The sequence below is a fragment of the Nostoc sp. DedVER02 genome (assembly GCF_034530675.2).
Lineage (GTDB): Bacteria > Cyanobacteriota > Cyanobacteriia > Cyanobacteriales > Nostocaceae > Nostoc.
The window spans coordinates 13,123-38,795 of record NZ_JAVRCP020000028.1; the positions used below are offsets into that span (position 1 = coordinate 13,123).

Sequence of the window (25,673 nt, forward strand, 5' to 3'; positions counted from 1 at the left end):
TAAGGATGAATAGATAAATGAGTCACACTAATGTCTTTGCTATGGCAATCTTACTTTTTTCATTTAACCCTATTAACTAATACACACATCGTAATTAATGGCATAAACTTAGCCCGCCGTAGGCATCGCACTTGTATCTTAAATATCTATATAAGAAAATTACTCCTTTAGATAGATGTGTAAAAAGTCATTATAAATTCTGTTATATAAAAGCTAAGTGGGAAAACCGTACTTCTCTGAGAGGTTTTCTGTACCATATATCTAAGTTGAACTAGATACAATCAAGATGTAACTTAAGTAATGCTGTTTTCTAGAAAATTTATACAGCATTAGCAGGAGAGCGGAAACATGACAAATCAATTGAAAACGGCTGTTTTTCTCGCTGCATTAAGTGGGCTTTTGATAGCAATTAGTTACTGGGTAATTGGCGGTACTAGTGGTTTAATAATTGGAATTGGCTTGGCAGCAGTAACAAACCTGTTGTCTTGGTATCAATCAGATAAGATTGCGCTGGCAGTGTACCAGGCCCAGCCTGTGAGTGAAAGGGAAGCACCAGGACTTTATCGGATGGTGCAGAGATTAAGCGATCGCGCCAATATCCCCATGCCTAGAGTTTACATTGTTCCTAGCCAGGGAGCTAACGCCTTTGCTACAGGACGCGATCCCGAACACGCGGCTGTAGCTGTCACCGAAGGCATTTTGAATATCTTACCAGACGATGAACTCGAAGGCGTTATCGCCCACGAACTGACCCACATTATTAATCGTGACACCCTCACACAAGCGGTTGCTGCTACTGTTGCTGGTGCTATCTCATTCCTAGCGCAAATGGTGAGTTACGGCCTATGGTTTGGCGGTGGTTCACGAGATGACAACAGAGGTGGTAATCCTTTAGGTGTCTTGTTAACAGTAATGCTTGCGCCACTGGCTGCAACAATTATTCAACTAGCAATTTCGCGCACACGAGAATTTTCTGCTGATGCCGGTTCTGCTAAATTAACTGGTAATCCCCGCGCCTTAGCTAGAGCATTACAACGGTTAGAAGCCTCAACAAAGCAGATGCGTTTAAATGTTAATCCAGCTTATGAGCCGTTATTAATTATCAATTCTATCTCTGGGCAGTTTATGGGTAACTTGTTCTCCAGTCACCCTGCGACAGAAGAGCGAGTTGCAGCATTACTGAAATTAGAGCAAAAACTACCAACAAAAGCTTATTAGTTAGTCATTTGTCATTGGTCATTTGTCATTGGTCATTTGTCATTTGTCAACAGGGTGGAGTTTTAATTCGAGAGTAAACTTTGAAATTAAGGATGTTTTAACTATGAATGGTAACAACATCGGATCTTTTGAAAGTCCCGTAATTGAATCTACCGAATCCATAGTAATTTTAGAAATTAGTCCTCGCACCGATAAATTAGTAGAAACCGAAATGGTTGGTGAAAGTGATGAATTGAAGCGCGAAACCAAAGCGCTGATTGAGGCACTAGAAAGACGCAATCAAGCAGAATCAGCAGGGACTCTTACACGTGACACTTATTTGAAAGCTGTGCGACAAGCACGAGAATTGATTGAAGGCAGGAAAGTGAAAGAACGCGATCGCTTAGAGGACTCTTGGGCGATAATTCAAGATGAAGTTGAGAGAAACTGGCATTTAATCATGAAAGACTTCGTAGACTTCAATTTCCGTCTGCAAAAGGCGGCTATTGCTGCTTGGGAAACCTTTAATAATCCTTACTCTCGTTAATTCACGTAACCTCTGTCTGTCTTAAACTAAAGTTCAAATCTGTCCCTCTCCGACTCGGAGAGGGACAAGTTTTACATAGTAAAACTAGGGAGAAGTCTTTTTATATGATTTTCTGTCCTGCCCTCTGCCCCCTGCCCCCTGCCCCCTGCCTCTTCAGTCGCGGATAATATAAAGAGGTAACGTAGCTCTTCACACAAGTAGCAATGACTTCAACCCTGCAAAAATTTAGTCGTCTTCATAGCCCAACCCTGCATCAGTTACCCAATGGTTTAACAATCATCGCGGAGCAAATGCCAGTTGAAGCTGTAAATCTTAACTTATGGATTAAAGTTGGTTCAGCCGTCGAATCTGATGCCATTAACGGTATGGCTCACTTTTTAGAACACATGATTTTTAAGGGAACAGAACGGCTGGCTAGCGGCGAGTTTGAACGGCGAATTGAAGAACGGGGTGCTGTTACAAATGCCGCGACTAGCCAAGATTATACTCATTACTATATAACCACTGCCCCCAAAGATTTTGCCGAACTTGCTCCACTACAAATAGATGTAGTAACAAATGCTAGTATTCCTGATGATGCTTTTGAACGGGAGCGATTAGTAGTTTTAGAAGAAATCAGACGTTCAGCGGATAATCCCCAACGGCGGACATTTCGCCGGGCAATGGAAACAGCCTATAATGAGCTACCTTATCGCCGTGCGGTATTGGGGCCAGAATCGGTAATTTCCCAACTTAAACCCCAGCAGATGCGGGATTTTCATCATAGTTGGTATCAACCTCAATCAATTACTGCTGTTGCTGTGGGCAATTTGCCTGTGGAAGAATTAATTGCGATCGTTGCGGAAGGATTTACAAAAACACTCAGCGCAGACGCGATGAATCGCGTCTCTACAAACTCACCATTAAATCCTGAGTCACCATTTACAGAAATTGTCCGTCGAGAATTTACAGATGACAGTCTCCAGCAAGCAAGGCTAGTGATGGTTTGGCGGGTTCCAGGAATGGCGCAGTTAGATCGCACCTATGCATTGGATGTTTTAGCAGGAGTGTTGGGACATGGACGGACATCAAGACTGGTGAGGGATTTACGAGAAGAACGGGGGTTAGTTTCTTCGATTTCTGTGAGCAATATGAGCAATCAGTTGCAAGGGACATTTTATATTTCAGCTAAATGTGCAGTGGAAAATTTAGCAGAAGTAGAAGATGCGATCGCTAAACATATTCGCACAATCCAAACCGAGTTAGTCACAGAGTCAGAAATTGCCCGTGTACGGCGGCGAGTAGCGAACAAATTTATTTTTGGCAATGAAACACCAAGCGATCGCACTGGGTTGTATGGTTACTATCATTCCTTGGTGGGTGATTTAGAACCCGCCTTTAATTACCCAAACTATATTCAGAGTCAAAATGCAACTGACTTAATGCAAGCAGCCAAAGAGTATCTTTCCCCAGATGCTTATGGTGTGGTTGTCGTTAAGCCGTAAAGAAAATGGGAAATTGGGAATTGGGGAGAATAACATTACCTTATCTCTTTCCCCCTGCCCCCTGCTCCCTGCCCCCTGCTTCCTGCCCCCTGCCCCCTGCCCCCTGCTTCCCTGCCCCCTACTCCCTGCCCCATTCCCAATTCCCCATTCTCAATTCCCAATTTAATCATGTGGACTCAAATCGATGCTCATATTAGCCAGGTGACTGGCGAAAAATTTCAGAGTCAGCAACGGCGATCGGTTGGTGGCGGATGTATCAACCAGGGTTATGCTGTTTCAAATGGTGAGATTACTTACTTCGTCAAGCAAAACCTTGCATCCCAAGCTGCGATGTTTGAGGCTGAAGCATTGGGTTTAAAGGAAATGCTAGCAACAGGTAGTATTCGCGTCCCTAAGCCTATTTGCTGGGGTGTAACTGAGAACAACTCTAGCTATATCGTGCTGGAATGGTTAGAACTTGGTAACGGTAACAGCAATTTATGGGAAGCGATGGGGCGCAAGTTGGCAGCGATGCATCAAGCTAGCAGTAGCCAAGGTTTTGGTTGGAAAATTAACAATACTATTGGTTCAACACCCCAAATCAATACTTGGACAGCAGATTGGATAGAATTTTATATTAAACATCGTCTAGGTTATCAATTTCAGTTGGCAAGGCGACGCGGAGGAAGTTTCCCCCAACAAGAAAAATTACTAGCAGCTATCCCTGAACTATTGGCAGATCATCAAGTACAACCATCTTTAGTACATGGCGATTTATGGGGCGGAAATGCCGGGTGTACAGCGTCAGGAGAACCGGTGATATTCGATCCAGCAACTTATTTTGGCGATCGCGAAGTTGATATTGCTATGACAGAATTATTTGGTGGGTTCCCCGCAGCCTTTTACAAAGGTTACAACGAAGTTTTTCCTTTAGATGCAGGCTATGAACAGAGAAAAACACTCTATAACCTGTATCACATTTTGAATCACTTCAATTTATTTGGCGGCGGTTATGCTTCCCAAGCGAACCGGATGATTGAGCAGATTTTGCGCTAACTACAGCATTTCATTAATTTGTAGCAAATTAGATTTGGCAATACCCTGCAATAGCAATGCGATGGCTTGCTATGTCAATGCGATGGCTTGCTATGTTAATGCGATGACTTGCTATGTCAATGCGTTGGCTTGCTATGTTAATGCGATGGCTGCGCGTCCTAAATTCTAAGCGTGACAACAAACAAAAGGGTGGTTAAGCTGATGCGCGTCTAAATTGTACATTTTGACGTTTTGACTGCCCTAAGTCGATTGGTCATCTGTCCTTTAAAATACAAATGACTAATGACAAATGACTAATGACAATCCTCACAAGTAAATATACAACTTAAATGCGTAACAGCTTATTGCTTAAAAACTGATGCTACTTTAAAGCCGCAATTTGACTCACCATCACCGCCAATGCCAACATTCCCAAAATCGTCATTAATCCCGCCGGCATAAACTTGCGTGTTTTAGCTAGTCGAACTGCAAAGACTACCACCAAAACAGCAGTAACTAACGCTGCTAAAATCAAACCCCAGGTTTGTCCTTGGAGTTGAAAGTAAGCGGCGAGTATCAGTAATAAACCGCTAATACTACCACTTACCAGTGAAACCTTACTTCTAGCTTGAATATAGCCAATAATGCCACCAGCGATCGCTAATATCCCGTAGGCGAAAGCAGCAATTATACTTAAATTCATTGTTCATCTGTAGATTTTGACTTTACTGCCAAGGTCAGCAGACAATTTACCATAGCTAAATAGCTATACCACACAGTTGATTAATGGATAATTAAGCGATGCCAATAACAAATACTTCTTCATATACAAAAGTTCAATACCTCCAGCGTCAAGCGGCCTCACTTTTACTGTACCAGTCTGTTCTCCAAGGCGAAGTGGGGATGGCATTTTTAGAACTGTTGCAAGCTATACGTTACACTGACTCTGATGCACGGGGTTGTCTCGAAGCCTACGGTCGTTACTTCCACGCTTTAGCGACCAAAAATCAAAACTGGGAAGACTATTTAATTACTCAACTTCTCTTCTCTAAAAATCCTTTTACAAAGCTGGCCGAAGTGCAAGAATTTAAAGATTTGCCCCCGGCTTTAATCGCAGCAGTACGGCACGATTTACAAATATTGCAAAGTCTCTATGAATGTAGCAGCGCTTCTTTAAGCGAGTGGATACAAAGCGTAGCTCACATGCCGATTTCGCCAGTAGTGTGGTATAAAGAGCAAGAATTCGTAGGAGTAGATACAACGTTCGCTACATATTTACAAAACTTAAATAATTGGAGTGATGCTGTAGAAGAGTTGGCGGCTTATTATCGGCAATATGGCTCTGGTTTATTTGCAGAATATCGCGCCTTACGCTGGCAAGGTGGGCAGTTTATTGGTATTCAGTATTCCGATCCGGTTAAGCTGAGTGCCCTTGTAGGTTATGAGTCTCAAAAGGATGCTTTGTTGAAAAATACAGAGTTTTTATTATCAGGAGAGATGGCACTCCATGTATTACTTTACGGTAGTCGCGGTTCTGGCAAATCTTCTTTAGTGAAATCTCTGTTAAATGAATATAGTAATCGCAATCTCCGCTTGTTGGAAGTGACAAAATCTGATTTAAAAGAATTACCAGAAATTGTGGAACATTTACGAGGAGTGTCACAAAAATTTATCATCTTTGTAGACGATCTTTCTTTTGAAGAAGATGATGATGCCTTTAAAGCCCTCAAGGTAGTTTTAGAAGGTAATTTAACCGCCCGTCCGCAAAATGTAGTTGTGTATGCTACTTCCAATCGCCGCCATCTGATTCGGGAATTTTTTGTGGATAGACCTACCCCCAAGGATAATGAAGAAGTCCATGCTTGGGATACGATGCAGGAGAAGCTTTCGTTTAGCGATCGCTTTGGTTTAACCTTGACCTTTGAACCAGCCGATCAGAAAACTTATTTGAAGATTGTACAACATCTAGCTACGCAAGCCGAAATTAATATTACCCAAGAAGATTTAGAATTTCAAGCATTACAATGGGCAACTCGCCACAACGGTCGTTCTGGACGCACAGCACGGCAGTTTATTGATTTCTTAAAAGCAGATTTAAGAATTTTTAATTCAGATAACAATACATCCAACGTTTCTGATTAAAATTCATTTGTTTATATTGGCACTTTTTTGTTACTTACATAATAATATTATGCACCAGTAACTAAAACTAGATATTTCAAAAATACTATAATACAAAATTTTGGAAAAATGTCTTATTTAACCAAACAAAACAGGCTGTGTACTCTAATTCCTAATTACCTTAGCGAGTACGCAAATGTAGTTAGGAATTACAAATTTGTATGAGAGTTCTTTATTCTGATAGTTTCACTACGCTAAAAACCAGCAATATGCAATCAGTAACGATCAGCAATCGATTTATACTAGGGATAGTTGCCTTTAGTGTGAGTTTTGGTCTTAGTCTCGTCCCAAGCTGGGATTTTAATAAAGCCTTTCTCACAGGTGTAATTACTGCATCTACCATCTACGGAGCAGCATTATTCGTAGATAAGCGGCGGAGAAATTATGAAATGTTTGTTTTAGGTTCTCTCCGCAAACGAATTAAAGAAATGGAGGGATTAAAAGCTCGTGTTGTCAGAGAAATAAATCAAATCGAGGAACATCATAATTTATTATATACAGAGTCGCAAAAACTACAAAATCAACTTATAGAAACTCGTAACCAAAGGGATACTTTACATCGAGAATTAAGAAACTGTACCGGGCAAAAAAAACAGCTAGAAACGGAAATCAATACTCTGCAAGCTGAAATGAATAACTTGCAGAAAAATCAAACAGAATTAAGCAATGCTTTTTCTGTTTTGACAGCAGAGAAGCGCCGTCTAGAGTCTAACTGTAATGTATCCCGTGCTGAAATCACCCAGTTGCAAAGTCAAATTTCTGAACTCCAGCAAGAGAAACAAGAAGTTGAAAATAATGTAACTCTTTTAGGCAGACTAAAGCCCCAATTAGAAGAAAAACTATACGAACTACGAGTTACAATTCAAGAACTAGAAGTTGAGACGACTCAAAAAAATCAATTGCTGCTAGCAACAAAAACCGAAAAAGAAAATATCCAAGCCATCTTAAATTCTTCACAAACCCAACTTGCAGAACACAAAGCCGAATTACAGCAGTTGCAAGGGCAAGTTTCATTATTGCAAGAAGAACGAGATTCATTGCAAAATCAAGTATGGGAATTATTGCAACAGCTAGAAACATTCAATCAAGAACCTCTGCCTGAAAATTTACAAGAAGATGATAGTGAATTGTTTCCTTTTTCTGAAATAATGGAAACTACAGCAGTCGTAAATACTTCGGAACCTGATATATCAGATAATCTACCTGAAGAATGGACTAATTTATTAGAAAATCTCCCAGGATATGAACTACAAGTATTAAAAGCTATAGTCGAACAAGATAACCCCAAAGCCGCGATAAAAAAAATTGCTGAGGCAAATATTACTATGCCAAATTTATTAATCGATTCTATAAATGAAAGAGCAAATGATACTATTGGTGAATTAATCATTAACTCAGATTCAGAAATTCCAAAAGTTTACCATGAACATATTACCCATGTCAAAAAACTGATTGCAGTACATAAAAATGTCATGGCTAGACATCCGTCGTCAAATTAAATTATTATTGCCGTCGTAAGATTTGTAGTAAGTCAATATGTACCTTACCTGCTTACTGCGTGGTTATGCGTTTAGAATAAAGTAAAGTGTAATACATGGCAAAGCTCAAAATCTCGAAAAAAATCTCCACTGCTTTAATCAATTCTCTTGGTGCAGGAGTAGTACCAAGAGTAGGAGTTGAATATATAGCAGTAGGTCGAGAAAAAGAACTAAAAAGCCTATTACAAAATCTTGATGATATTGCAGAAGGTGTGGCAGCATTTCGCTTCATAATTGGTAACTACGGTTCCGGGAAAAGTTTTTTATTACAACTAATTCGCAACCGCGCTATGGAGCAAGGTTTTGTAGTAGCTGATGCTGATTTATCCCCTGAACGCCGATTAGCTGGAAGCAACCACGAAGGTGTCGCTACCTATCGAGAATTAATGAGCCATTTAGCTACAAAAACTCGTCCTGATGGCGGTGCTTTAGTCTCGATTTTAGAAGGATGGATTAATAAAATTCAACAAGAAGTAGTTAAAGAAACTGAAATGCGTCCCAATGACGATGGTTTTGATGACCTAGTTGAAGCGAAAATTAGGGAAGTAGTTCAGTATATTGAAGACTTAGTTCACGGTTTTGATTTTGGTAGCGTGATTATCGCTTATTGGCGTGGCTACCGAATGGATGATGATAATTTAAAAAATGCGGCGATGCGCTGGTTGCGTGGAGAATTTACGACTAAAGTTGAAGCGAAAGCAGCTTTAGGAGTGCGCGTCATTATTGATGATGATAGTTGGTATGACTATATAAAATTGTTTGCGAAATTTGTCGCTGAGATTGGTTATAAAGGACTGTTAATTTTAGTTGATGAAGCTGTACATTTATATCAAATATCTACTACAGTCACGCGGGAAAAAAATTACAATCGACTTCTTGCAATGTTTAACGATACCATGCAATGTAAAGCTGAACATCTTGGCATTGTTGTTGGTGGAACAACTAAATTTTTAGAAGACCCCAAACGCGGACTTTTTGCAGACCAAGCTTGGCAAAGACGTACAAAAGAAAGTCGTTTTGTTGCACAAGCTAATGTTCAGGAACATTTAGGGCCAGTGATTCGGCTAAATCCCTTGAGTGAAGCAGAAATATTAACGCTTCTGCAACGTTTAGCTGAGATTCATGCACTCAATTTTGGGTATGAACAGACTTTGAAAAATCCTGAGTTAAAGGAGTTTGTGAAAGAAATTATTAATCGCTTGGGTGCAGAAGCATTACTGACACCAGGGGAAATTGTACGAGATTTTATGAGTGTGCTGAATATTCTTCACCAAAATCCCGGAATTGCGTTTACTGAATTAATTCATGGCTCTAAATTTAAACCTACTGCTATGGGTAAAGATGTAGATGTGGATGAAGATGGAGCAGCCGAATTTAGTTTGTGATTAATGATGAATAAACTCAACTAGAGGCACAAGCAGATTGAAAAATTCATCTGTTTTCAGGATTAGTTAAAATAGCTTTTGGTTGATTAGCATTAAATAGAGAAGCAGACAACAGAATAATCGGCTTGTTTGTTTGGTTTTCTCCATAATGAATCATTCCGGCAGATTCAACTAAAGAATCTCCAACTGTAAGCTGTATAGTTTTCCCTTTTTTAAGAATCAATTCTGTGGCATCAGCTTTTGTTACTTTAGCTTCTCCTTCCACAACAGTATAAGTTAAACTTCCCGCCTCTACTCGTTCAATCTGCATTCCCGGATGACTATGAGTAGGGAGTTTTGCTCTTGGTGCGATGGTATAGCGTACAAGCTCAAGAATCTGTTTTTTATCTTGAGTAGGATAACCACTTGCTAAAACTTCACGGGTAACAGATTGAGTATAAGTATTGGGTGAGGAGATTTCTTGGCTCTTAACAACTACACTGCCAAAAGCTAGAATAGCTAAAGGGAGAATCAGAGACAGCTTTCTCATATTAAAAGTTTTTGGTTCAGGCAATACCTTTAATTAAATCATTTTGTATTTAGTTTGCCTAATTACTTAACTTACTACTGTTCAGATAGTTTTTTAAGTACATTTTGAACTTAATCTGCTCTTTCTCCTTGCAATAGCATTGATTCTACTTTTACCTGTACACTAACAAAGATTAAACTGACTGCATTGTTTACCACCGTAGTCATCGCAATAACTTAAACTGTCGTTACTACAACTGAAACATTCCTAAGCAACCTTAAAGTTTTAGTTACCACACTTAAAGCTGTCGTTATGAAGCTTCACCGTTCCTAAGCAACTTTAAAGTTGTCGTTACTACACTTAAAGCTGTCGTTATGAAAAATAAGTTTTTGCAAGAAATCTATTGCAAAGGAGTTGCGATCCCATCAAATTGCTGTGAGCATAGGTACAATGCACGCGGTACATGAAAACATCCTTTCCATTTACCGCCTTTGAGGTTCAATAATACTTCTCCACGGCGGTTGAGATACCCAAACCACTCACCGTATTCTGAATCAGCAAAATGTGACCAAGTGTAATCGTGCATCTTTTGATACCATTCCCAACACACCTCACGCCCAGTCAGGCGATAGCCCATCGCTAATGCAACTAAAGATTCTAGATGAACCCACCACAGCTTTTGATCCCATTCCAATTGTTGTGGGGGATGACCATCTGCATCCATAAAGTAATACAATCCGCCAAACTCGCTATCCCAAGCAAAATTCAGGATATTTAACACCACATCAACGGCTTGATTAATAGTTTTGGTATCGTTTTGACGACGGGCGATATCCATGATAAACCACATAGCTTCGATACCATGACCTGGATTAATCACCCGTCCCTCAAAACAATCTATGTGGGAACCGTCAGGGGCAACATTTTCGTACATTAGTCCCCGTTCTTGGTCGAGAAAGTCGGTCATCACTTCGCGGACAGTTTCAGCTAAGACATTCTCTAGTGTTTCCTTTGGTAACAACCATTCCATTTCTAGAGTTAAGTTAGCTAAAATCATCGGTACAGCTAATGATTTCATCGGGCGTGTGCCGGGATAGGTTTTATTATATTTGCCTTTTGGGTTATCCTTGCGGCGTAATACGTTGTTGTAAGCCTGCATTGCCACATCCTTTGCCCATTCTTCGCCGCCAGCAAGTGCATATTTACTAAATGCCATCGCTGCAAAGCAATCAGAGAAGATATTGTAAGGTTGAACTAATGGTTTCCCGTCACTGGTAAGGGCAAAGTACCAATTACCATCGTTATCTCTGCCATGTTGAGCGAGAAAATTAGCGCCATTACTGGCAATTTTTAACCAGTTTTCGCGTTTTTCTAGCTGGTTGTAAAGCATTGAAAAAGTCCACACCTGGCGGTTTTGCAACCAGATGAATTTGTCTGTATCATAAATTTTGCCGTAGCGATCGAGGCAGGTGAAATAGCCGCCTTGTTGCCAATCAAGAGAATATTTTTCCCAAAACGGGAGGACATCGTTGAGGAGAGCGTTTTTGTAAAGTTCAGCAATCGCTTGAAAATTATACTCCATAAATTTCCTCCCCTTGTGCTAAAGCTAACAGCTTAACAGTTATCACATTTTGGCTCGAACATGGTGCGATCGCGTCAGTCTTTTACAAGATTTAGTCAGCAACAGTTATACTGCTATCTTGTATCTTGCACTATTCTCAATAACCGTAGGGGAGCCAGTGAGGTTGTTATGAGCCAGATTGAACGAGTTGCGATCGTTGGAGGAAACCACGGTAATGAGTTAACAGGAGTACATTTAGTTAAAAGATTTCAGCAGTATCCAAATTTAATCAATAGATCGAGTTTTAAAACTCTGGCATTACTTGGTAATCTTAAAGCTATTGAAGAAGGTAAACGATACATTGACAAAGATTTAAACCGTTGCTTCACTAATCAAAGCTTACAAAATCTTCAACTTTCAAGTTATGAAGATACGCGAGCGAGAGCAATCCAACAGATACTCCAACCGCAAAATCAGCCCTTTGTGGACGTAATTGTTGATTTGCACAGCACAACCGCCAACATGGGGTTAAGTCTAATTTTTTGTGATATGCATCCTTTCTTACTTCGGTTAGGCGCTTATTTGACTTCAATAAATCCGATGGTAAAGATTTTTGTGAATCCACAATCTAAAGAAGGTGGTTTTCTTCGTTCTTTGTGCGAATTAGGTTTTGTGATAGAAGTTGGTGCTGTGGCTCAGAATATTTTAAATGCTGAATTATTTCAGCAAACAGAGCAGCTTATCTATGGAATTTTAGATTATTTTGAAGGTTGCAACAAAGGTAATATTCCGCAAATAAATAACACGCTTACATTCTATCAATACATTAAAACTATTGATTATCCTAGAAGCGATGCCTACGACGGGCTGCGCCAACGCGGGGAGATTCAAGCCATGATTCACCCCCAGCTTCAGTTTAGGGATTATGAACCTCTGAATCCAGGCGATCCAATATTTCTGACTTTTGAAGGAAAAGATATTTTCTATGAGGGAACGTCTACTGTTTATCCTATTTTTATTAATGAAGCCGCTTACTATGAGAAAGGAATTGCAATGTATCTTACTCAAAGGCAACAAGAAGTAGTTTAATAAAATTTGCCACAATGATTGAAGTTGTATATGAACAATTGAATGCGAGATGCTGTAATATCCCCGACTTCTTAAAGAAGTCGGGGATCTGCTCACCTTTACCTATAAAAGATTACTTTTACTATGAGTAAGTAACTTCAGTTCCTTGCGGGAGGAGGGTTTCGCGTTAAGTTGACACCTATGAGCTAGCTGTAAACCCTCACTATGTTTTCATAAGCTTTACCAATCAGTTGGTTTAGTCTCATCCCAGACTTCTAACTCTAATTCTTGAAGATAAGTTAGGGCACTCTGAATTTGTGCATCTGTTCCTTTTAATTCAAGATCAAACCAACCATCACCGACAGCATTTGCTCCCAAAATTGCTGCGGTAATATTCACAGTCAGTCCATAGTCAGACACCAGGCGAGAAATTACAGGTTCCTGGTGATAGTCCTTGGGAATTCTTAATCGAATCCTTTTATTGATAAGTGTATTGTCACTAGCCATGATTATCACCATCAAGGGGGCAGGGAGCAGGGGGCAGGGAGCAGGGGGCAGGGAGCAGGGGGCAGGGGGCAGGGGGCAGGGGGCAGGGGGCAGGGGGAGAAGAACTATTAATTATTACTCAATTCCCAATTCCCAATTCCCAAAACCTAACTATTCAACATCTTTAATGCTGGTTTTGCGTTCTAAAATCTCTTTCAGCACTAAGGTTACTACTGCTAGCAATGCTAACAGTACAGCCGCAGAAAAAGCAGCTTCGGTTTCATACTGTTTGTAAGCATCTTCTACAAACAGTGGTAAGCTCTGGGTTTGGTCAGCAATGTTGCCAGATACCACTGAAACTGCCCCGAATTCACCCATTGCTCTGGCGTTGGTCAAAATTAAACCGTAGAGTAAGCCCCAACGGATGCTAGGTAGGGTGACGCGCCAAAATATCTGCCAATCTTTTGCACCGAGAGTTCTAGCAGCTTCTTCTTGATCTTTACCAAATTCTTCTAAAACGGGAATTACTTCCCGCGCTACAAAGGGCATACTCACGAAGGCTGTAGCTAGCACCATACCTGGAAAGGCAAAGATTATTTTGATATCATGAGCTTGGAGCCAAGGGCCAAACCAACCATTGCGTCCGTAAAGTAGCACAATCATTAATCCTGCGACTACGGGAGAGATGGAAAAGGGTAGATCAATAATGCTTAAAACTATGGCGCGTCCAGGAAATTTATGACGAGCGATCGCCCACGCTGCACATAAACCAAATACCGTATTTAAAGGTAGAGAAATCACAGCTAATAACAGTGTTAACCAAGCTGCATGGAGAAACGCTGGCCGACTCAGGTTGGATAGAAATGGCCCAACTCCCTTGCTAAAGGCTTGGACAAATACGTTGATTGCAGGGATGTATTGAACTAGGGCTAAATAAGCGATCGCTACCCCAATTAAAACTATGGGAACCCAACTCTTCTGTTCTTTAGGTTTGGCTGTATGTGTATCAGATGCAGATGAGTGAAAACTTGGTTTATCTACTGTCATATCGCCTTGCCCATGCTTGTAAAAAATTAATTGCCAATAGTAATACCAACGAAATTGATAGTAAAACTATGCCAATTACTGTTGCCCCAGAATAGTCATACTGCTCTAATCGTTGGAAAATCAGCACGGGTGCGATCAAATCTTGATAGGGCGTATTGGAAGAAATAATTACAGTTGACCCGTATTCCCCAACTGCACGCGAGAAACCCAAGGCAACACCAGTTAAAATTGTCGGAAATAAAGGTGGCAAAATTACCTTCCAAAATGTCTGCCATTGAGAAGCACCCAGACACCAAGCCGCTTCTTCAATTTCATGTTCCATTTCCTGAAGTACTGGTTGTACAGTTCTCACAATAAAAGGTAGTGAGATAAATATCATTGCTACTGCTACTCCCGTGCGAGTAAAAGATACCTTAATTCCCAGTGGTGCTAGTAGCGAACCTAACCAGCCATTATCACTATAGACTGTTGCTAGGGTTAACCCTGCTACCGAAGTCGGTAGGGCAAAAGGTAAATCTACTGTGGCATCAATCAAGCGTTTTAAGGGAAAGTCGTAGCGAACTAGAACCCAAGCAATGAGAGTCCCAAATATACCATTGAGTAAGGCAGCAAAGATTGCTGTCACAAAAGTAACATTGTAGGTAGCTAATGCGACATCACTGGTTGCGATCGCCCAAAATCTCGCCGGAGGTTCCGTACTCGCTTTCAGGAACATGGCAACTATCGGCATAAACAACATCACCGTCAAGTATGCAATGGTGATTCGCCAAGTCCAGGGAACCCGCCCCAATTTCTTCCAGAATGGCGTTTTGCGTTCAACTTCCAAAGAAGGAGATACAGTCGTCACGTCGCTTCGCTCCGAATTCAAAATTCAAAATTCAAAATTCAAAATAAGTTTTTTGTCAGTATTCGTAATTCGTAATTATTACCTCAAAACTGTTCGTGCAGCGTGCCGTAAGCAAGTTAATTGGTCTGTTCTTGAATTACGAATTACGAATTACGAATTACGAATTACCGTTTATTTCTGGGCTTGAATTTTATCAAACACGCCCCCATCTGCAAAGAACTTCTTATCGATTGCACTCCAACCACCGAAGTCTGCAACTGTACCCAAAGTTTTTACTTTGGGAAATTTGTCTTTGACTTCCTTCGTTTGAGCTAAAGTCTCATCCACAGGACGGAAACCTAATTTGACAAACTCTTGCTGTGCTTCTGGGCTATAGAGGTATTTCACAAAACCTTCGGCAACTTCACGGGTTCCGTGCTTATCGACGTTCTTATCTACCACTGCGATCGGATTATCGATGGATATATTCACATCGGGAACGACATACTCAACCTTCTCACCCTTTTGTTGTGCCAAAATAACTTCGTTTTCGTAGTTTATTAAGACATCTCCCTGTCCTTGCTTGGCGAATGTATCAGTAGCTTCTCGCGCATCTTTAGGTAAGATTGGCACATTTTTATAAACTTTAGTTACAAATGCAGTAGCCTTAGCTTCATCGCCACCTGTTTTAATCACAGAATCCCATAGTGCTAAGAAATTCCACTTAGCAACGCCTGAAGTTTTGGGGTTAGCAGTAATCAGTTTTACACCGTCTTTGGCTAAATCTTCCCAGTTCTTGATGCCTTTAGGATTGCCTGAACGAGTGACTAATGCTGCAACTGATTTGGAGACAATACCATTGTTGGGAACTTCCTTCTCCCATCCTGGCTGAATCAATCCAGCTTTTTCGATCTTTGAAGTGTCTCCAGCTAGCGCCAAGTGGACGACATCTGCTTCTAAACCATCGATAACAGCGCGAGTTTGAGAACCAGATCCGCCATAGCTTTGCTTGAAGACGACAGTTTGATTATGATCTTTTTTCCACTGTTCTACAAATTTAGGAATAATTGCTTCGTGAGCCGCTTTGGTGACAGCAAAGGAAACCAGAGTTAGTTCAACACTATCTTTGTTTGCAGCCACAGGAGTAGCACTAGGGGTTTCAGAGGAAACATTACTTCCAGTTCCTCCACCTGAGCAGGCGGCAAGCGCCACACTCAATACAGTCCCTACTAAAAAGAGTGATATAAAGCCTTTAAGCGAATTTATTCTGAACCGATATGTTCCATGTTCAGCGTAGATGCGACGCAGCTTGTCGTAAGACATCGCTTGTAACCCTTTCAGTGGGCGTTGCCACAAACTCATTCTATTTCCTCCGCTAAATCTACAAATAATTGATGGGAATACAGTTATATAATGTTTATCATACTGGATGATTCCATGTATCTAGTTATAAACACCAAAAAACCTCATATTCTTTACCGGGAATATGGTGATTTTACCAGTTCTATGAAAAATTACAATGCTTTTATTTTCAACTATCAAGTAGTCATCACAATTGGCTACTTAGTATATCAAGCAACTTGCTAGAGAATGAACCGCAATATTTACCTGAAAATAGCTGTAAATTAAGTAAGTCGGTGTGAATATTTATCATCAAGATAAGGCAGGAAGCAGAGGGCAGGAAGCAAAATTTAACAGGGTTTTACTCTACTTTAATTTTATTAACATAGTTTAGTTTTTTCCCATCGTTTTATTTACTCAATATGAAAAATAGGAAAAACAAAACCCATTTAGATACTTTCTAAATGGGAAATTTTATGATGGATTTTTGAATTAGCCTACAGAATCGCATTATTAAGTAAATGCATATCTCAGGGGCGATCCATCCTGAAAAACTAGTAATTCTCCTGGTTGGATTCGTGTCCAAACTTCGTTGTCAGTGAGAGGTGTGGTAGCAATGACAGCAACGCGATCGCGTTCGGTAGTCACTTCCCGAAAATCTACAGTCATGTCTTGATCGATCAAATGGGCAGCTGCAAAGGGCGCTTGGCGGACAATGTAGCTGAGGTTGGTTGAACAATAAGCAAAAAAGTATTCTCCATTTGATAACAAGTAATTAAATATACCTATCTTTGCAATTGCATCACTAATTTGTTTTAGTACAGGGTACAGTTCCTTGATGTCAGGCTTACCATCAAGAAAGCGCGATCGCAATGTTTCGAGCATCATACAGAATGCTTTTTCGCTATCTGTATCACCTACAGCTTGATAAAAGCCCGAATTTTCCGGATCAAAATCTGGTAAATTACCGTTGTGGGCAAATACCCAATACTGACCCCACAATTCTCTACGGAAAGGATGACAGTTGTGTAGGGCAACTTCACCCTGAGTAGCTTTGCGGATATGGGCTATGACATGGGTTGAGTGGATAGGATAACTCCGCACCAACTCCGCTACCGGAGAAGCAATAGAAGGCTGGGCATCTAAAAACATTCGACATCCCTTCCCTTCAAAGAAAGCAATGCCCCAGCCATCGCTATGATGATCTGTTCTTCCTCCCCGTGCAGAAAACCCTTCAAAAGAAAAGCAAATATCCGTTGGAACATTGCAATTCATTCCGAGCAATTGACACATGGATCTTGCCGCTCTCAATTTTTGACTAAGTTCTCAGAATCAAGATACTTCAGAATACTGTATTGATTCTGGAGCGATCGCTTCAATGTTGGAAATTGGGAATTGGGAATTGGAAATTGGGAATTGGGTATTCCTGATCTCCCTGCCCCCTGCCCCCCTTGCCCCTTGTTCCCTTATTGCCTTTATCCCCTGGGCTACTGTTAATATTTCTTAACTAATTACGAATTACGAATTACGAATTACGAATTATTTAAGGCATTTGCTTTAAATATTGCTCATAGCCTAGTTCTTCTAGTTTTTCTTGCTTTGCAATTACTGATTCACATAAGGTTTGGCGATATTGTTGCACTTTTTCTAACAATTTTGGTTGCTGAGTTGCGAGGATTTGTACTGCTAAAAGTCCGGCATTTTTCGCATTACCGATCGCCACTGTTGCCACAGGAATACCCCCAGGCATTTGTAAAATAGAATACAAAGAATCCACACCTTGTAAGTTACGGGTGGGTACAGGAACACCGATAACAGGAAGTGGAGTTAAAGACGCTACCATTCCCGGCAGATGAGCAGCACCACCGGCACCGGCAATAATTACCTTAATACCGCGTTGGTGTGCAAGTTGAGCGTATTGCACCATCCGTTCTGGAGTACGATGAGCAGAAACGATCGCCACTTCGCTTTCAACGCCAAATTCCTCACAAACTGCGATCGCATCTTTCATGGTGGGCAAATCAGAATCGCTGCCCATGATAATACCAACTAGGGGAGTCATAATAATTAAAAATTAAAAATTTAAAATTCAAAATTATTTGAGCTAGCTTATGGAAGCTAGGTTATGCCGATTATCATCTCATGTTTTAATCGATTCATTGATGTTGGTTGCATCTAAAATCAGATTTATTTCTCTTCTCGTCAGTGTGATGACCCAAGCAATACAAAATCCTGTAGATATTATCAATGCTAGAGTGCCTGGTTATAAAGATTTGCAGATGCTCTTGGTTAATGAAGAGGGCATTATTGAACAAATCTTGCCAATGGGTACAGTAGGAACGCACAGACATGCACCCCTACAAGATGTCGCAGGCGACTGGATTTCATTGGGTGGGGTTGATTTACAAATTAACGGTGCTTTGGGATTGGCATTTCCTGATTTGATGGCTGAAAATGCTCACAAGCTTCAGAAAATCTCACAATTTTTGTGGGATGTCGGGGTAGATGGATTCTTACCAACACTTGTGACAACTTCAGTAGAAAATATTCAGCGATCGCTTGCTATTATTGCTGAGGTTCTTCCCAATCAATCAGCAGGTGCAAAGATTCTGGGAGTACACCTAGAAGGGCCATTTTTGAATTTGCAAAAGCGTGGCGCACATCCAGCAGAGTATCTCTTACCCCTGACAATGGATCAAGTAAAGCGCGTTTTGGGTGATTATGCCCATGTTGTGAAAGTCATTACCTTAGCACCGGAGTTAGATTTGACTGGTGAAGTAATTCCATATTTGCGTTCTCTGGGAATCATTGTCAGTTTAGGGCATTCTCAGGCAACATCTACCCAAGGACAACAAGCCTTTAATGAGGGTGCAACGATGGTAACTCATGCTTTCAACGCCATGCCAGCATTACATCACCGCGAACCAGGTTTATTAGGAGCAGCAATTACCCATCCTGATGTAATGTGTGGTTTTATTGCTGATGGTGAACATGTTTCGCCCACTATGCTGCAAATTTTACTTCGTGCTAGCTATCAAGAAAAAGGGCTGTTTCTCGTCAGCGATGCCCTTTCTCCTCTGGGGCTACCTGATGGTGTGTATCCTTGGGATAGTCGGGAAATTGAAGTTAAAAACGGTACGGCACGACTAGCCGATGGCACTTTGTCGGGAACGACTTTACCCTTGTTGGTGGGAGTGCAAAATTTGGTGAAGTGGGGAATTTGTGATCTAGAAAGTGCGATCGCTTTAGCTACTAATGCACCTAGAAAAGCGATTGGTTTACCAGGAATTGTTAAGAGTCAATCCGCTAACTTATTACGCTGGCATTGGGATGAGGCTACAAAAGAATTAACTTGGCAACGTGCGATCGTGAAGCCAGAAGCTCAAAATTTATCTGTTACTCTCAACTCCATATAATTCCAAAGTACGGAAAAAGGAAAGGGCTTTTATTATCCCTTTCCTCTTAACCTGAGTGGAGTCGAAACTAGAATTACAAATTATTTATCTATGCAGGGTTAGGTTGAGTTCGGCTTTGCAGTAGTTGGATAATTGCAGTTTTTTCTAAAATTCCAACTAGAACGCCATTCTCACGAATCACGGGAAGCACAGACAGCTTTTGTTGTTCGAGTAATTGCATTACTTCCAGCAGAGGCTGATCTGATTGGACTGTGGTTGATTCGGTAATTGGTCGCATGACTTCTTTTACTTGAGTTTCTGACCACAGTGCTGTTGGAATGCTTCGTAAATTATCAATTGCGTAGGCGTAGCCCACCGAAGGTATCGCACCTACTAATTGTCCATCATCATCAGTCACTAAGAACCGATGCCAGTTTTGTCCACTAATGACTCGCTCATCAGCAAACTCTCTCAGGCTCAGATTTGCAGATACAATTGGGCTATCTTGAGTTACAGCATCTTCAGCAGTCAAACCTGTAAGTTTTTCTTGCACTCTGGCAAATTGGGCCGCATTCCCAGCATTTTGCAACAAGAAGAAGCCAATTAACAAGTTCCAGAAGTTACCGGCGCTGCCAAATAATAGTAGGGGAAGTACACCAGAAAGGATTGCTACCCAACCGAAGATTTGCCCAACTCGACTCGCAAAGGTAACACCTTTATAAGGATTACCTGTAATTTTCCAAACAATTGCTTTCAGTATATTTCCGCCATCTAAGGGCAAGCCAGGAATCAGGTTAAACAGGGCTAATGCCAAGTTAACAGAAGCGAGAACACCGAGAATTGCCGCTAACGGCCCTGATACAGTAGTTGTAACGCCAATAGCTGTAAAGATACCGCATAGTAGTAAGCTTACCATTGGCCCAGCGATCGCTACCCAGAAAGCCTCACCTGGGGTTTTTGACTCTTTTTCTAAGCTAGCCAAACCGCCAAAGATAAACAGTGTGATGGATTTAACATCAATACCCTGACGAATTGCAACAAAACTGTGGCCTAATTCATGGGCGACGACAGAGGCAAATAACATCAGCGCTGTCATCAATCCTAGTAGCAAAGCTAATCCCGCAGATAATTGGGGAAATTGCGCCGCCAGTCCACTGCTATAGCTCCAAGTTACTAAACCCAGAACTAAAAACCATGACGGGTGGATATAGAAGGGAATTCCGAAGAGATTACCAACGCGAATTGTGCCATTCATGTCGTTCACCTTTGATTTCAGCTTCGAGAGGTTTGTTTTCGTCCTGCTCGATGTCTCTAGTGTAACGAAAGGTTAAGAGATTTTAATCTTCTTGGCGGTAGTGGTGTCCGTCTGTAAAGGTGTGGTTATTAGTATTATTTTGACATTAGGGACTATTCCCAATACTGCTCGGGTAAAGCATTTTTAACTCGGAATTGGATTTGGGAAAAGGTTAAAGGTTTTTTCTTTCCCTTTTCTCCCGCCCCTTATCCCCAGAGGGGGCCCCACCTTCCCCTTTTCCCCAAAACCCGACAATTATTTGGACTATTCACTCTGACCGAAAACGCAAAGGATACAGAGCAACTAAATTTATTTATGGGGATTATTAATTTTGAATTTTGAATTTTGAATTTTGAATTACGAGCAAAGCGACATGACTTTTGCACCCTGCCTTTCAAGACCATAAACTTAGTTGATTGGGGGGATGCTCAAGGTTATTCCAAGGTAAGGGTGGAACTGGAGTACCACTGTGTTCTAATAGCTGTTGGAAGTGACGCGCTATGTTAGGCGATCGCGCTTCTATTGGACAATGAACAAAGAAATAAATTCGCACTCCCGTCTGTAACCATTGCTGAATCTGCCTTACCCACTCTTCCATAAACGGCTGATTCACTGATAAATTTGGATGAGAAATAAATCGAATCAGAGTAAAAGGTGCAGTCACACTCAATTGCAACGGTAATTTGGGTTTACGCCGTTCTGATTCCAACTGTGGGTCATCATCACCAGTGTAGATGGGGCGCGAGTCTAAAAGTACCCGTCCTACACCTAACTTTTCTAAAAGCGCCGTCAAATTACTAGCATGAGGTTCCCTGAACCAGTCAGGATGACGAACTTCCAGCGCTAAAGGTGCGTCTATGCGCGGCCAAGCTTCCAGAAAACTGGTCAAATCCTCAAGTAATACAGGTGCATAACTGGGTGGTAACTGAGCAAATATTGGGCCAAGACGTTTACCTAACGGGCGCATTCCTTCCAGAAATTTTAAAGCCGTTGGAATATGAGGTTGCAATAACCCTTGATGGGTAATATCTCGCGGTAATTTTAGACAAAATTCAAACCCTGCTGGTGTTGTGGCAGCCCAACGGGTTACAGTTTCTTGGTTAGGCACGGCATAAAAAGTGGTGTTACCTTCTACAGTGGTGAAGCGACGACTGTAAAGATGGAGAAAATCAGCAGCGCGAGTACCTTGAGGATAGAGTTCGCCCACCCAACTTTTATATGCCCAAACAGCACAACCGATAAAAAAGTTCACAGAGCTAAAAAGCCTTGAAGTATCATATTCAATTTTACAGTCAGTTTGTAGTTGTAGATAAGGCTATAGGACTTACGCATCAATTACGAATAAATTACGAAATGTAGGGGCAATTCATGAATTGCCCCTACAAAGCTTAGATTTTTTTTGAAGCTAAGAGTTTGTTGCTTTTAGCTTTGAAAAGACTTAACGACACTGACGATATTTGACGTGATAAACTAACCCCCGGTGGGCAAGGTCAAAAGAATCAACAGTTGCCATTCCTCTACCACTAGCGGTCATTGCAGCATTCACTCGCATATTTACACTGTCACCACAACGCGACCAAACATCAGCTACAGTCACTAATTGATCGCGGACGTTGTAATCACGTTCACCATTGAATGTCCGAGAAAAAACAGGGCCACGCTGTCCAGCAAAAAAGTACTCTGCTCTGAGTCTGCCAGTTGTGTCCGGAGCAACATAGCCCCGATAATCAGCATCGTAGAGAGAAATTTGAAAGCCTTGGGGGACTTTAATCGGAATACTTAAGTTACAGTTTTTACGTCTTTCTTCTGCCTTATTTCCTACAGCTATAAACTTATCAAATAGAATACTTAGCTCTTGACCATCGGGACTGACACTTACACTAGCAGACCCTTCAGGGCAGCCATTACCGCCATATTCTGCACTGACAATTTCTACTTTGTCGTTAGCAAAAGCAGGGCCGACAGAAGCTGTTATCAGCGTAGCCGCAGCTAGAAAAGACTTGATAAAATTGATAGATGTTGTCTTGAAATTTTGGTTATTCATAACTCACCTGTTTTGAGTATTTTGGATAGTGTTAGTTCCAAATTGGTTGCGGCTGATTACGGAAAACTGATCGTTAAAAAATCAGTATCAACCATATTTAATGGGAAAGAAAACCCATGTATAACTTATAACGATTCGCTGGTTTTTTGATATGGATAAAGAATCTACAATAAACTCATTTCCGGTAAAATAATCAACGGATTAATCAGCCTAGTATAAATTTGCCAACTAGATTAATTTGCTCAAAGAAGTCGAAATCCAGTCTATTAAGACCATTATCGACACCTCACAGCTATCGAGAAGTTAGCTATTTAACCTACCGAAGCTACATCTGCATATTGAGTTTAGGTAATTAGAATTGAACTGAATTACTTATAGAAGTCTCTAAAGTAAATTCAGAATCGTGATTTAGAAGAAATACGTAATTGATCTATGGCTGCTGAAGAAAAAGCACAAATTTTCCTCACTAAATAAAATATTTAGCAGTCTACAATTAACGATATTTTTCCTTAAATTAATTCTAATTTTTGACTTCTAACTTCTTAGTCAAGCCTTAAATATTTAATCTGTACTTGCTTAATGACTAAAGATTTTATATTGTGTTCCCGTAAAACTGACTAGGCGATCGCAATTTATCATTTAAACGCAAAGCAACGGCACAGCATTACTTATGCGTGTCAATCTAGGTACTTCTACTAAAAAAAAGGCGATCGCAATTTATCATTTAAACGCAAAGCAACAGCACAGCATTACTTATGGAAGTACTTCCCATACGGTTCGGATAAGCATTTTTCATTTTCCTTGTGGTCTGGGGAATGGGTTTGCGGGAAAAGGGTAAAGGATGTATTTAAAACCTTTCCCCTTTTCCCTTTCCCCTTTAACCGAACCGTATTAAAAAATCAGGTAGCACACCTGTGCCACCTTACTCTGTGTCGTAGCGCCACCTCGGTTATTGATAAATTGCGCCATCAGGCATAATTGCCCCAGCTAAATTTGCACCAATTAGTTTAACCAAAAGGCGCTCACCCGAACGAATCCGCGCTCCTGTCAAGTCGGCTCCTCGCAAATCGGCTCCACTGAGATCCGCTCCAATCAAATTAGCAGCGCGTAAATTCGCCTCTCGGAGATCCGCTAAAAGCAGGTTTGCCCGAAATAAATTTGCTTCAGATAAATTTGCCCCTCTAAGGTTGACTTTGTGCATAAAAGTGTCACTGAGATTAGCACCGCTTAAGTTTGCATAACTCAGATTTCTGCCAGATAAATCTTTGTTGCTCAAATTTGCCCGACTGTAGTCTTTGCCACTCAAGTCTGAGTTTTGCTTTGGTGGTGGCTGGGTTGGTTGAGATGGTGTTTGGTATTGAGGTGATGATGTTTGGTATTGAGGTGATGGTGTTTGGTATTGAGGTGATGGTGAAGGTGAATTAGATGTGGTTTGATGTTTGGTTTTTAGAGAGCGCAACTTTTCACGAGCTTCATTTATGGCTTTCAGCTTATCTTGTGCTTTCTGCTGTAAACGGAGATTTTCTTTAGGAATGCGATCGGGATGCCAAACAAAGACTAAATCTTTGTAAGCCTGGTTCACTTCCTCAAGTGTTGCCCCAGGCTCTAATTCCAAAATTCTATAGTACCGCTCCAGATCGCTCATACGATATTTTGGTGGACAATCAACTTAATTATCAGTGATGGAGCCATGTATTCGCTGCATCTTTTGTCATTTATCATTTGTTATTCGTCATTTGTCATTTGTCATTAATTTATCTCCCTGCTCCCTGCCCCCTCATCTTCCCATCTCCCGATTTCTCCAGCGAGCGATCGCTCTTAAATATGCTGCAACTGGAATCTGATAAATTTCAATAACAATCCAAACAATAATTGATAAATGTGATAAAAAAGTTAATATCGTCCAAATATATGGCATCCAGGTAATAGGTTCCTTAAGGTCAGCAGGAAAATAGTAAGCTACTATGCCGATTAAAGTAGTGGGAAGAATTACAAAAATTGCTGCTGCTACTCCATAACCCCAACCTAACTCTACACCTTCCAACTGGCCTTCAGTCCAGCTAAACCCACTCCAACGCCAAGTTAAGGGTGGTTGTCTAGAAGGCATCTTAATTTGCTGTAGCTCTAAATTGACTGTAAAAATCTCTTGGCAAAAGTCACAAGCCATCGCTTCCATCAATGGCATGTGAGAAATCTTACCTATCCGACAGACTGGGCAGGGGTAAACTCCATAATAGTCGAAAGATTGGGCTAAGATTTTGGAACTGGGCATAATGAAACTGATAATCCTAAAAAGTTTATTTGGTTAATGGGACTTGGGTAACAATAATGTATGGCGATTCTCAATTGTCTGCAATTAGCTTTCGCAAGGTAAGATGACAAGTCAGGAGAATTACAGCAGTTTTTTTGCATGAAGTACAAAGCTATGGGTTGGGGGTTGGGGGCAGGAGGCAGGAGGCAGAAGATAGAAACTCTTTCTTTATATATGAATGATGCGTGAGTTCTGCATTTTGTACCTTATATAAAAAGCAAGCTGCCGTATATATTTTCAGGAGTTACGCATTCACAGAAAAGAACAGGTTAGATTAATTGAAAAAGCATATCTGTCTTAGGGACGATTTATTATATAGATGCAAAGCATCTTAAGACAGGTTATTGCACCTACAACGCTGATTTTCACTCCTACATTTGTACTGAGTCTATCGCTTTTTTATAGTTTGTTGGGGTCTTGACACCGCCTACTCTTCCTGTTATGCT

The 25,673-nt window shown here is 40.9% G+C and carries 23 protein-coding genes; 9 read left to right on the plus strand and 14 right to left on the minus strand.

Features of this window, described 5'->3' with window-relative positions; all coding sequences use genetic code 11:
- Nucleotides 1-348 precede the first annotated feature (348 nt).
- The 4 genes from RMZ41_RS23280 (at nt 349) to RMZ41_RS23295 (ending at nt 4,263) form a co-directional block, all read left to right on the plus strand.
- Complete coding sequence (locus RMZ41_RS23280) at nt 349-1,218, plus strand: zinc metalloprotease HtpX (protein WP_322643007.1); 870 nt, start codon at nt 349-351, stop codon at nt 1,216-1,218.
- Nucleotides 1,219-1,321: 103 nt separating this feature from the next.
- Complete coding sequence (locus RMZ41_RS23285) at nt 1,322-1,744, plus strand: hypothetical protein (RefSeq protein WP_322643008.1); 423 nt, start codon at nt 1,322-1,324, stop codon at nt 1,742-1,744.
- 203 nt (nt 1,745-1,947) lie between these two features.
- Nucleotides 1,948-3,228 carry a pitrilysin family protein gene (locus tag RMZ41_RS23290; RefSeq protein WP_322643009.1) on the plus strand — a complete coding sequence of 427 codons (1,281 nt, stop codon included), beginning with the start codon at nt 1,948-1,950 and terminating at the stop codon, nt 3,226-3,228.
- Between the two features lie 168 nt (nt 3,229-3,396).
- Nucleotides 3,397-4,263 carry a fructosamine kinase family protein gene (locus RMZ41_RS23295; RefSeq protein ID WP_322643010.1) on the plus strand — a complete coding sequence of 289 codons (867 nt, stop codon included), beginning with the start codon at nt 3,397-3,399 and terminating at the stop codon, nt 4,261-4,263.
- A 361-nt stretch (nt 4,264-4,624) separates the two neighbouring features.
- On the opposite strand, the gene RMZ41_RS23300 is transcribed toward RMZ41_RS23295, so the two are convergent.
- Nucleotides 4,625-4,945 carry a TMEM14 family protein gene (locus RMZ41_RS23300; RefSeq protein WP_322643011.1) on the minus strand — a complete coding sequence of 107 codons (321 nt, stop codon included), beginning with the start codon at nt 4,943-4,945 and terminating at the stop codon, nt 4,625-4,627.
- Between the two features lie 98 nt (nt 4,946-5,043).
- On the opposite strand from RMZ41_RS23300, the gene RMZ41_RS23305 reads away from it, so the two are divergent.
- The 3 genes from RMZ41_RS23305 (at nt 5,044) to RMZ41_RS23315 (ending at nt 9,346) form a co-directional block, all read left to right on the plus strand.
- Complete coding sequence (locus RMZ41_RS23305; RefSeq protein WP_322643012.1) at nt 5,044-6,384, plus strand: ATP-binding protein; 1,341 nt, start codon at nt 5,044-5,046, stop codon at nt 6,382-6,384.
- Nucleotides 6,385-6,632: 248 nt separating this feature from the next.
- Nucleotides 6,633-7,922, plus strand: a complete 1,290-nt coding sequence (locus RMZ41_RS23310; protein ID WP_322643013.1) for a tellurite resistance TerB C-terminal domain-containing protein — start codon at nt 6,633-6,635, stop codon at nt 7,920-7,922.
- A 95-nt stretch (nt 7,923-8,017) separates the two neighbouring features.
- Nucleotides 8,018-9,346, plus strand: a complete 1,329-nt coding sequence (locus RMZ41_RS23315) for an ATP-binding protein (RefSeq protein ID WP_322643014.1) — start codon at nt 8,018-8,020, stop codon at nt 9,344-9,346.
- 46 nt (nt 9,347-9,392) lie between these two features.
- On the opposite strand, the gene RMZ41_RS23320 is transcribed toward RMZ41_RS23315, so the two are convergent.
- Both RMZ41_RS23320 and RMZ41_RS23325 read right to left on the minus strand, forming a co-directional pair.
- Entirely contained in the window at nt 9,393-9,875 is a 483-nt protein-coding gene (locus RMZ41_RS23320) for a cupin domain-containing protein (protein ID WP_322643015.1), read from the minus strand.
- A 379-nt stretch (nt 9,876-10,254) separates the two neighbouring features.
- Nucleotides 10,255-11,436: an AGE family epimerase/isomerase gene (locus RMZ41_RS23325; RefSeq protein ID WP_322643016.1), complete on the minus strand. Its 1,182-nt coding sequence runs from the start codon at nt 11,434-11,436 to the stop codon at nt 10,255-10,257.
- Between the two features lie 168 nt (nt 11,437-11,604).
- Here RMZ41_RS23325 and RMZ41_RS23330 point away from each other — a divergent pair, with 168 nt between their 5' ends.
- Entirely contained in the window at nt 11,605-12,504 is a 900-nt protein-coding gene (locus RMZ41_RS23330; RefSeq protein WP_322643017.1) for an aspartoacylase, read from the plus strand.
- 219 nt (nt 12,505-12,723) lie between these two features.
- Here RMZ41_RS23330 and RMZ41_RS23335 read toward each other — a convergent pair whose 3' ends face one another.
- The 6 genes from RMZ41_RS23335 to purE form a co-directional block, all read right to left on the minus strand.
- Entirely contained in the window at nt 12,724-12,990 is a 267-nt protein-coding gene (locus RMZ41_RS23335; RefSeq protein WP_322643018.1) for an NIL domain-containing protein, read from the minus strand.
- Nucleotides 12,991-13,140: 150 nt separating this feature from the next.
- Entirely contained in the window at nt 13,141-14,016 is an 876-nt protein-coding gene (gene cysW, locus RMZ41_RS23340) for a sulfate ABC transporter permease subunit CysW (RefSeq protein ID WP_322643019.1), read from the minus strand.
- Nucleotides 14,003-14,863 carry a sulfate ABC transporter permease subunit CysT gene (cysT, locus tag RMZ41_RS23345; RefSeq protein ID WP_409875824.1) on the minus strand — a complete coding sequence of 287 codons (861 nt, stop codon included), beginning with the start codon at nt 14,861-14,863 and terminating at the stop codon, nt 14,003-14,005. The genes cysW and cysT overlap by 14 nt, the downstream gene beginning before the upstream one ends.
- Nucleotides 14,864-15,034: 171 nt before the next feature.
- The gene (locus RMZ41_RS23350; RefSeq protein ID WP_322643020.1) at nt 15,035-16,204 is read right to left on the minus strand and encodes a sulfate ABC transporter substrate-binding protein; all 1,170 of its coding nucleotides are present in this window, start codon (nt 16,202-16,204) and stop codon (nt 15,035-15,037) included.
- 492 nt (nt 16,205-16,696) lie between these two features.
- Nucleotides 16,697-17,476, minus strand: a complete 780-nt coding sequence (locus RMZ41_RS23355) for a class II glutamine amidotransferase (RefSeq protein WP_322643021.1) — start codon at nt 17,474-17,476, stop codon at nt 16,697-16,699.
- Nucleotides 17,477-17,726: 250 nt separating this feature from the next.
- Entirely contained in the window at nt 17,727-18,245 is a 519-nt protein-coding gene (purE, locus tag RMZ41_RS23360; RefSeq protein ID WP_322643022.1) for a 5-(carboxyamino)imidazole ribonucleotide mutase, read from the minus strand.
- A 148-nt stretch (nt 18,246-18,393) separates the two neighbouring features.
- On the opposite strand from purE, the gene nagA reads away from it, so the two are divergent.
- Entirely contained in the window at nt 18,394-19,599 is a 1,206-nt protein-coding gene (gene nagA, locus RMZ41_RS23365; RefSeq protein ID WP_322643058.1) for an N-acetylglucosamine-6-phosphate deacetylase, read from the plus strand.
- Between the two features lie 88 nt (nt 19,600-19,687).
- On the opposite strand, the gene RMZ41_RS23370 is transcribed toward nagA, so the two are convergent.
- The 5 genes from RMZ41_RS23370 to RMZ41_RS23390 form a co-directional block, all read right to left on the minus strand.
- Complete coding sequence (locus RMZ41_RS23370; RefSeq protein WP_322643023.1) at nt 19,688-20,833, minus strand: site-2 protease family protein; 1,146 nt, start codon at nt 20,831-20,833, stop codon at nt 19,688-19,690.
- Nucleotides 20,834-21,266: 433 nt separating this feature from the next.
- Nucleotides 21,267-22,124 carry a DUF72 domain-containing protein gene (locus tag RMZ41_RS23375; protein ID WP_322643024.1) on the minus strand — a complete coding sequence of 286 codons (858 nt, stop codon included), beginning with the start codon at nt 22,122-22,124 and terminating at the stop codon, nt 21,267-21,269.
- Between the two features lie 186 nt (nt 22,125-22,310).
- Nucleotides 22,311-22,916, minus strand: coding sequence for a DUF4360 domain-containing protein (locus RMZ41_RS23380; RefSeq protein ID WP_322643025.1), 606 nt, complete (start codon nt 22,914-22,916; stop codon nt 22,311-22,313).
- A gap of 949 nt (nt 22,917-23,865) precedes the next feature.
- A complete protein-coding gene (locus RMZ41_RS23385; protein ID WP_322643026.1) occupies nt 23,866-24,561 on the minus strand; it encodes a pentapeptide repeat-containing protein in 696 nt (231 codons plus the stop codon).
- A 132-nt stretch (nt 24,562-24,693) separates the two neighbouring features.
- Nucleotides 24,694-25,188 (minus strand): hypothetical protein, encoded by a 495-nt coding sequence (locus RMZ41_RS23390; protein ID WP_322643027.1) that lies wholly within the window; start codon nt 25,186-25,188, stop codon nt 24,694-24,696.
- Nucleotides 25,189-25,673 lie beyond the last annotated feature (485 nt).

Excerpts from the sequence above, each read along its gene's own strand:
- RMZ41_RS23290 (WP_322643009.1), top strand. The coding sequence starts at position 1,948 with ATGACTTCAACCCTGCAAAAATTTAGTCGTCTTCATAGCCCAACCCTG.
- RMZ41_RS23380 (WP_322643025.1), bottom strand. The coding sequence starts at position 22,916 with ATGAATAACCAAAATTTCAAGACAACATCTATCAATTTTATCAAGTCT.
- RMZ41_RS23305 (WP_322643012.1), top strand. The coding sequence starts at position 5,044 with ATGCCAATAACAAATACTTCTTCATATACAAAAGTTCAATACCTCCAG.
- RMZ41_RS23310 (WP_322643013.1), top strand. The coding sequence starts at position 6,633 with ATGCAATCAGTAACGATCAGCAATCGATTTATACTAGGGATAGTTGCC.
- RMZ41_RS23325 (WP_322643016.1), bottom strand. The coding sequence starts at position 11,436 with ATGGAGTATAATTTTCAAGCGATTGCTGAACTTTACAAAAACGCTCTC.
- RMZ41_RS23285 (WP_322643008.1), top strand. The coding sequence starts at position 1,322 with ATGAATGGTAACAACATCGGATCTTTTGAAAGTCCCGTAATTGAATCT.
- nagA (WP_322643058.1), top strand. The coding sequence starts at position 18,394 with ATGACCCAAGCAATACAAAATCCTGTAGATATTATCAATGCTAGAGTG.
- RMZ41_RS23320 (WP_322643015.1), bottom strand. The coding sequence starts at position 9,875 with ATGAGAAAGCTGTCTCTGATTCTCCCTTTAGCTATTCTAGCTTTTGGC.
- RMZ41_RS23300 (WP_322643011.1), bottom strand. The coding sequence starts at position 4,945 with ATGAATTTAAGTATAATTGCTGCTTTCGCCTACGGGATATTAGCGATC.
- RMZ41_RS23385 (WP_322643026.1), bottom strand. The coding sequence starts at position 24,561 with ATGAGCGATCTGGAGCGGTACTATAGAATTTTGGAATTAGAGCCTGGG.
- RMZ41_RS23280 (WP_322643007.1), top strand. The coding sequence starts at position 349 with ATGACAAATCAATTGAAAACGGCTGTTTTTCTCGCTGCATTAAGTGGG.
- RMZ41_RS23370 (WP_322643023.1), bottom strand. The coding sequence starts at position 20,833 with ATGAATGGCACAATTCGCGTTGGTAATCTCTTCGGAATTCCCTTCTAT.
- RMZ41_RS23335 (WP_322643018.1), bottom strand. The coding sequence starts at position 12,990 with ATGGCTAGTGACAATACACTTATCAATAAAAGGATTCGATTAAGAATT.
- RMZ41_RS23295 (WP_322643010.1), top strand. The coding sequence starts at position 3,397 with ATGTGGACTCAAATCGATGCTCATATTAGCCAGGTGACTGGCGAAAAA.
- cysW (WP_322643019.1), bottom strand. The coding sequence starts at position 14,016 with ATGACAGTAGATAAACCAAGTTTTCACTCATCTGCATCTGATACACAT.
- purE (WP_322643022.1), bottom strand. The coding sequence starts at position 18,245 with ATGACTCCCCTAGTTGGTATTATCATGGGCAGCGATTCTGATTTGCCC.
- RMZ41_RS23355 (WP_322643021.1), bottom strand. The coding sequence starts at position 17,476 with ATGTGTCAATTGCTCGGAATGAATTGCAATGTTCCAACGGATATTTGC.
- RMZ41_RS23390 (WP_322643027.1), bottom strand. The coding sequence starts at position 25,188 with ATGCCCAGTTCCAAAATCTTAGCCCAATCTTTCGACTATTATGGAGTT.
- RMZ41_RS23350 (WP_322643020.1), bottom strand. The coding sequence starts at position 16,204 with ATGAGTTTGTGGCAACGCCCACTGAAAGGGTTACAAGCGATGTCTTAC.
- RMZ41_RS23315 (WP_322643014.1), top strand. The coding sequence starts at position 8,018 with ATGGCAAAGCTCAAAATCTCGAAAAAAATCTCCACTGCTTTAATCAAT.
- RMZ41_RS23330 (WP_322643017.1), top strand. The coding sequence starts at position 11,605 with ATGAGCCAGATTGAACGAGTTGCGATCGTTGGAGGAAACCACGGTAAT.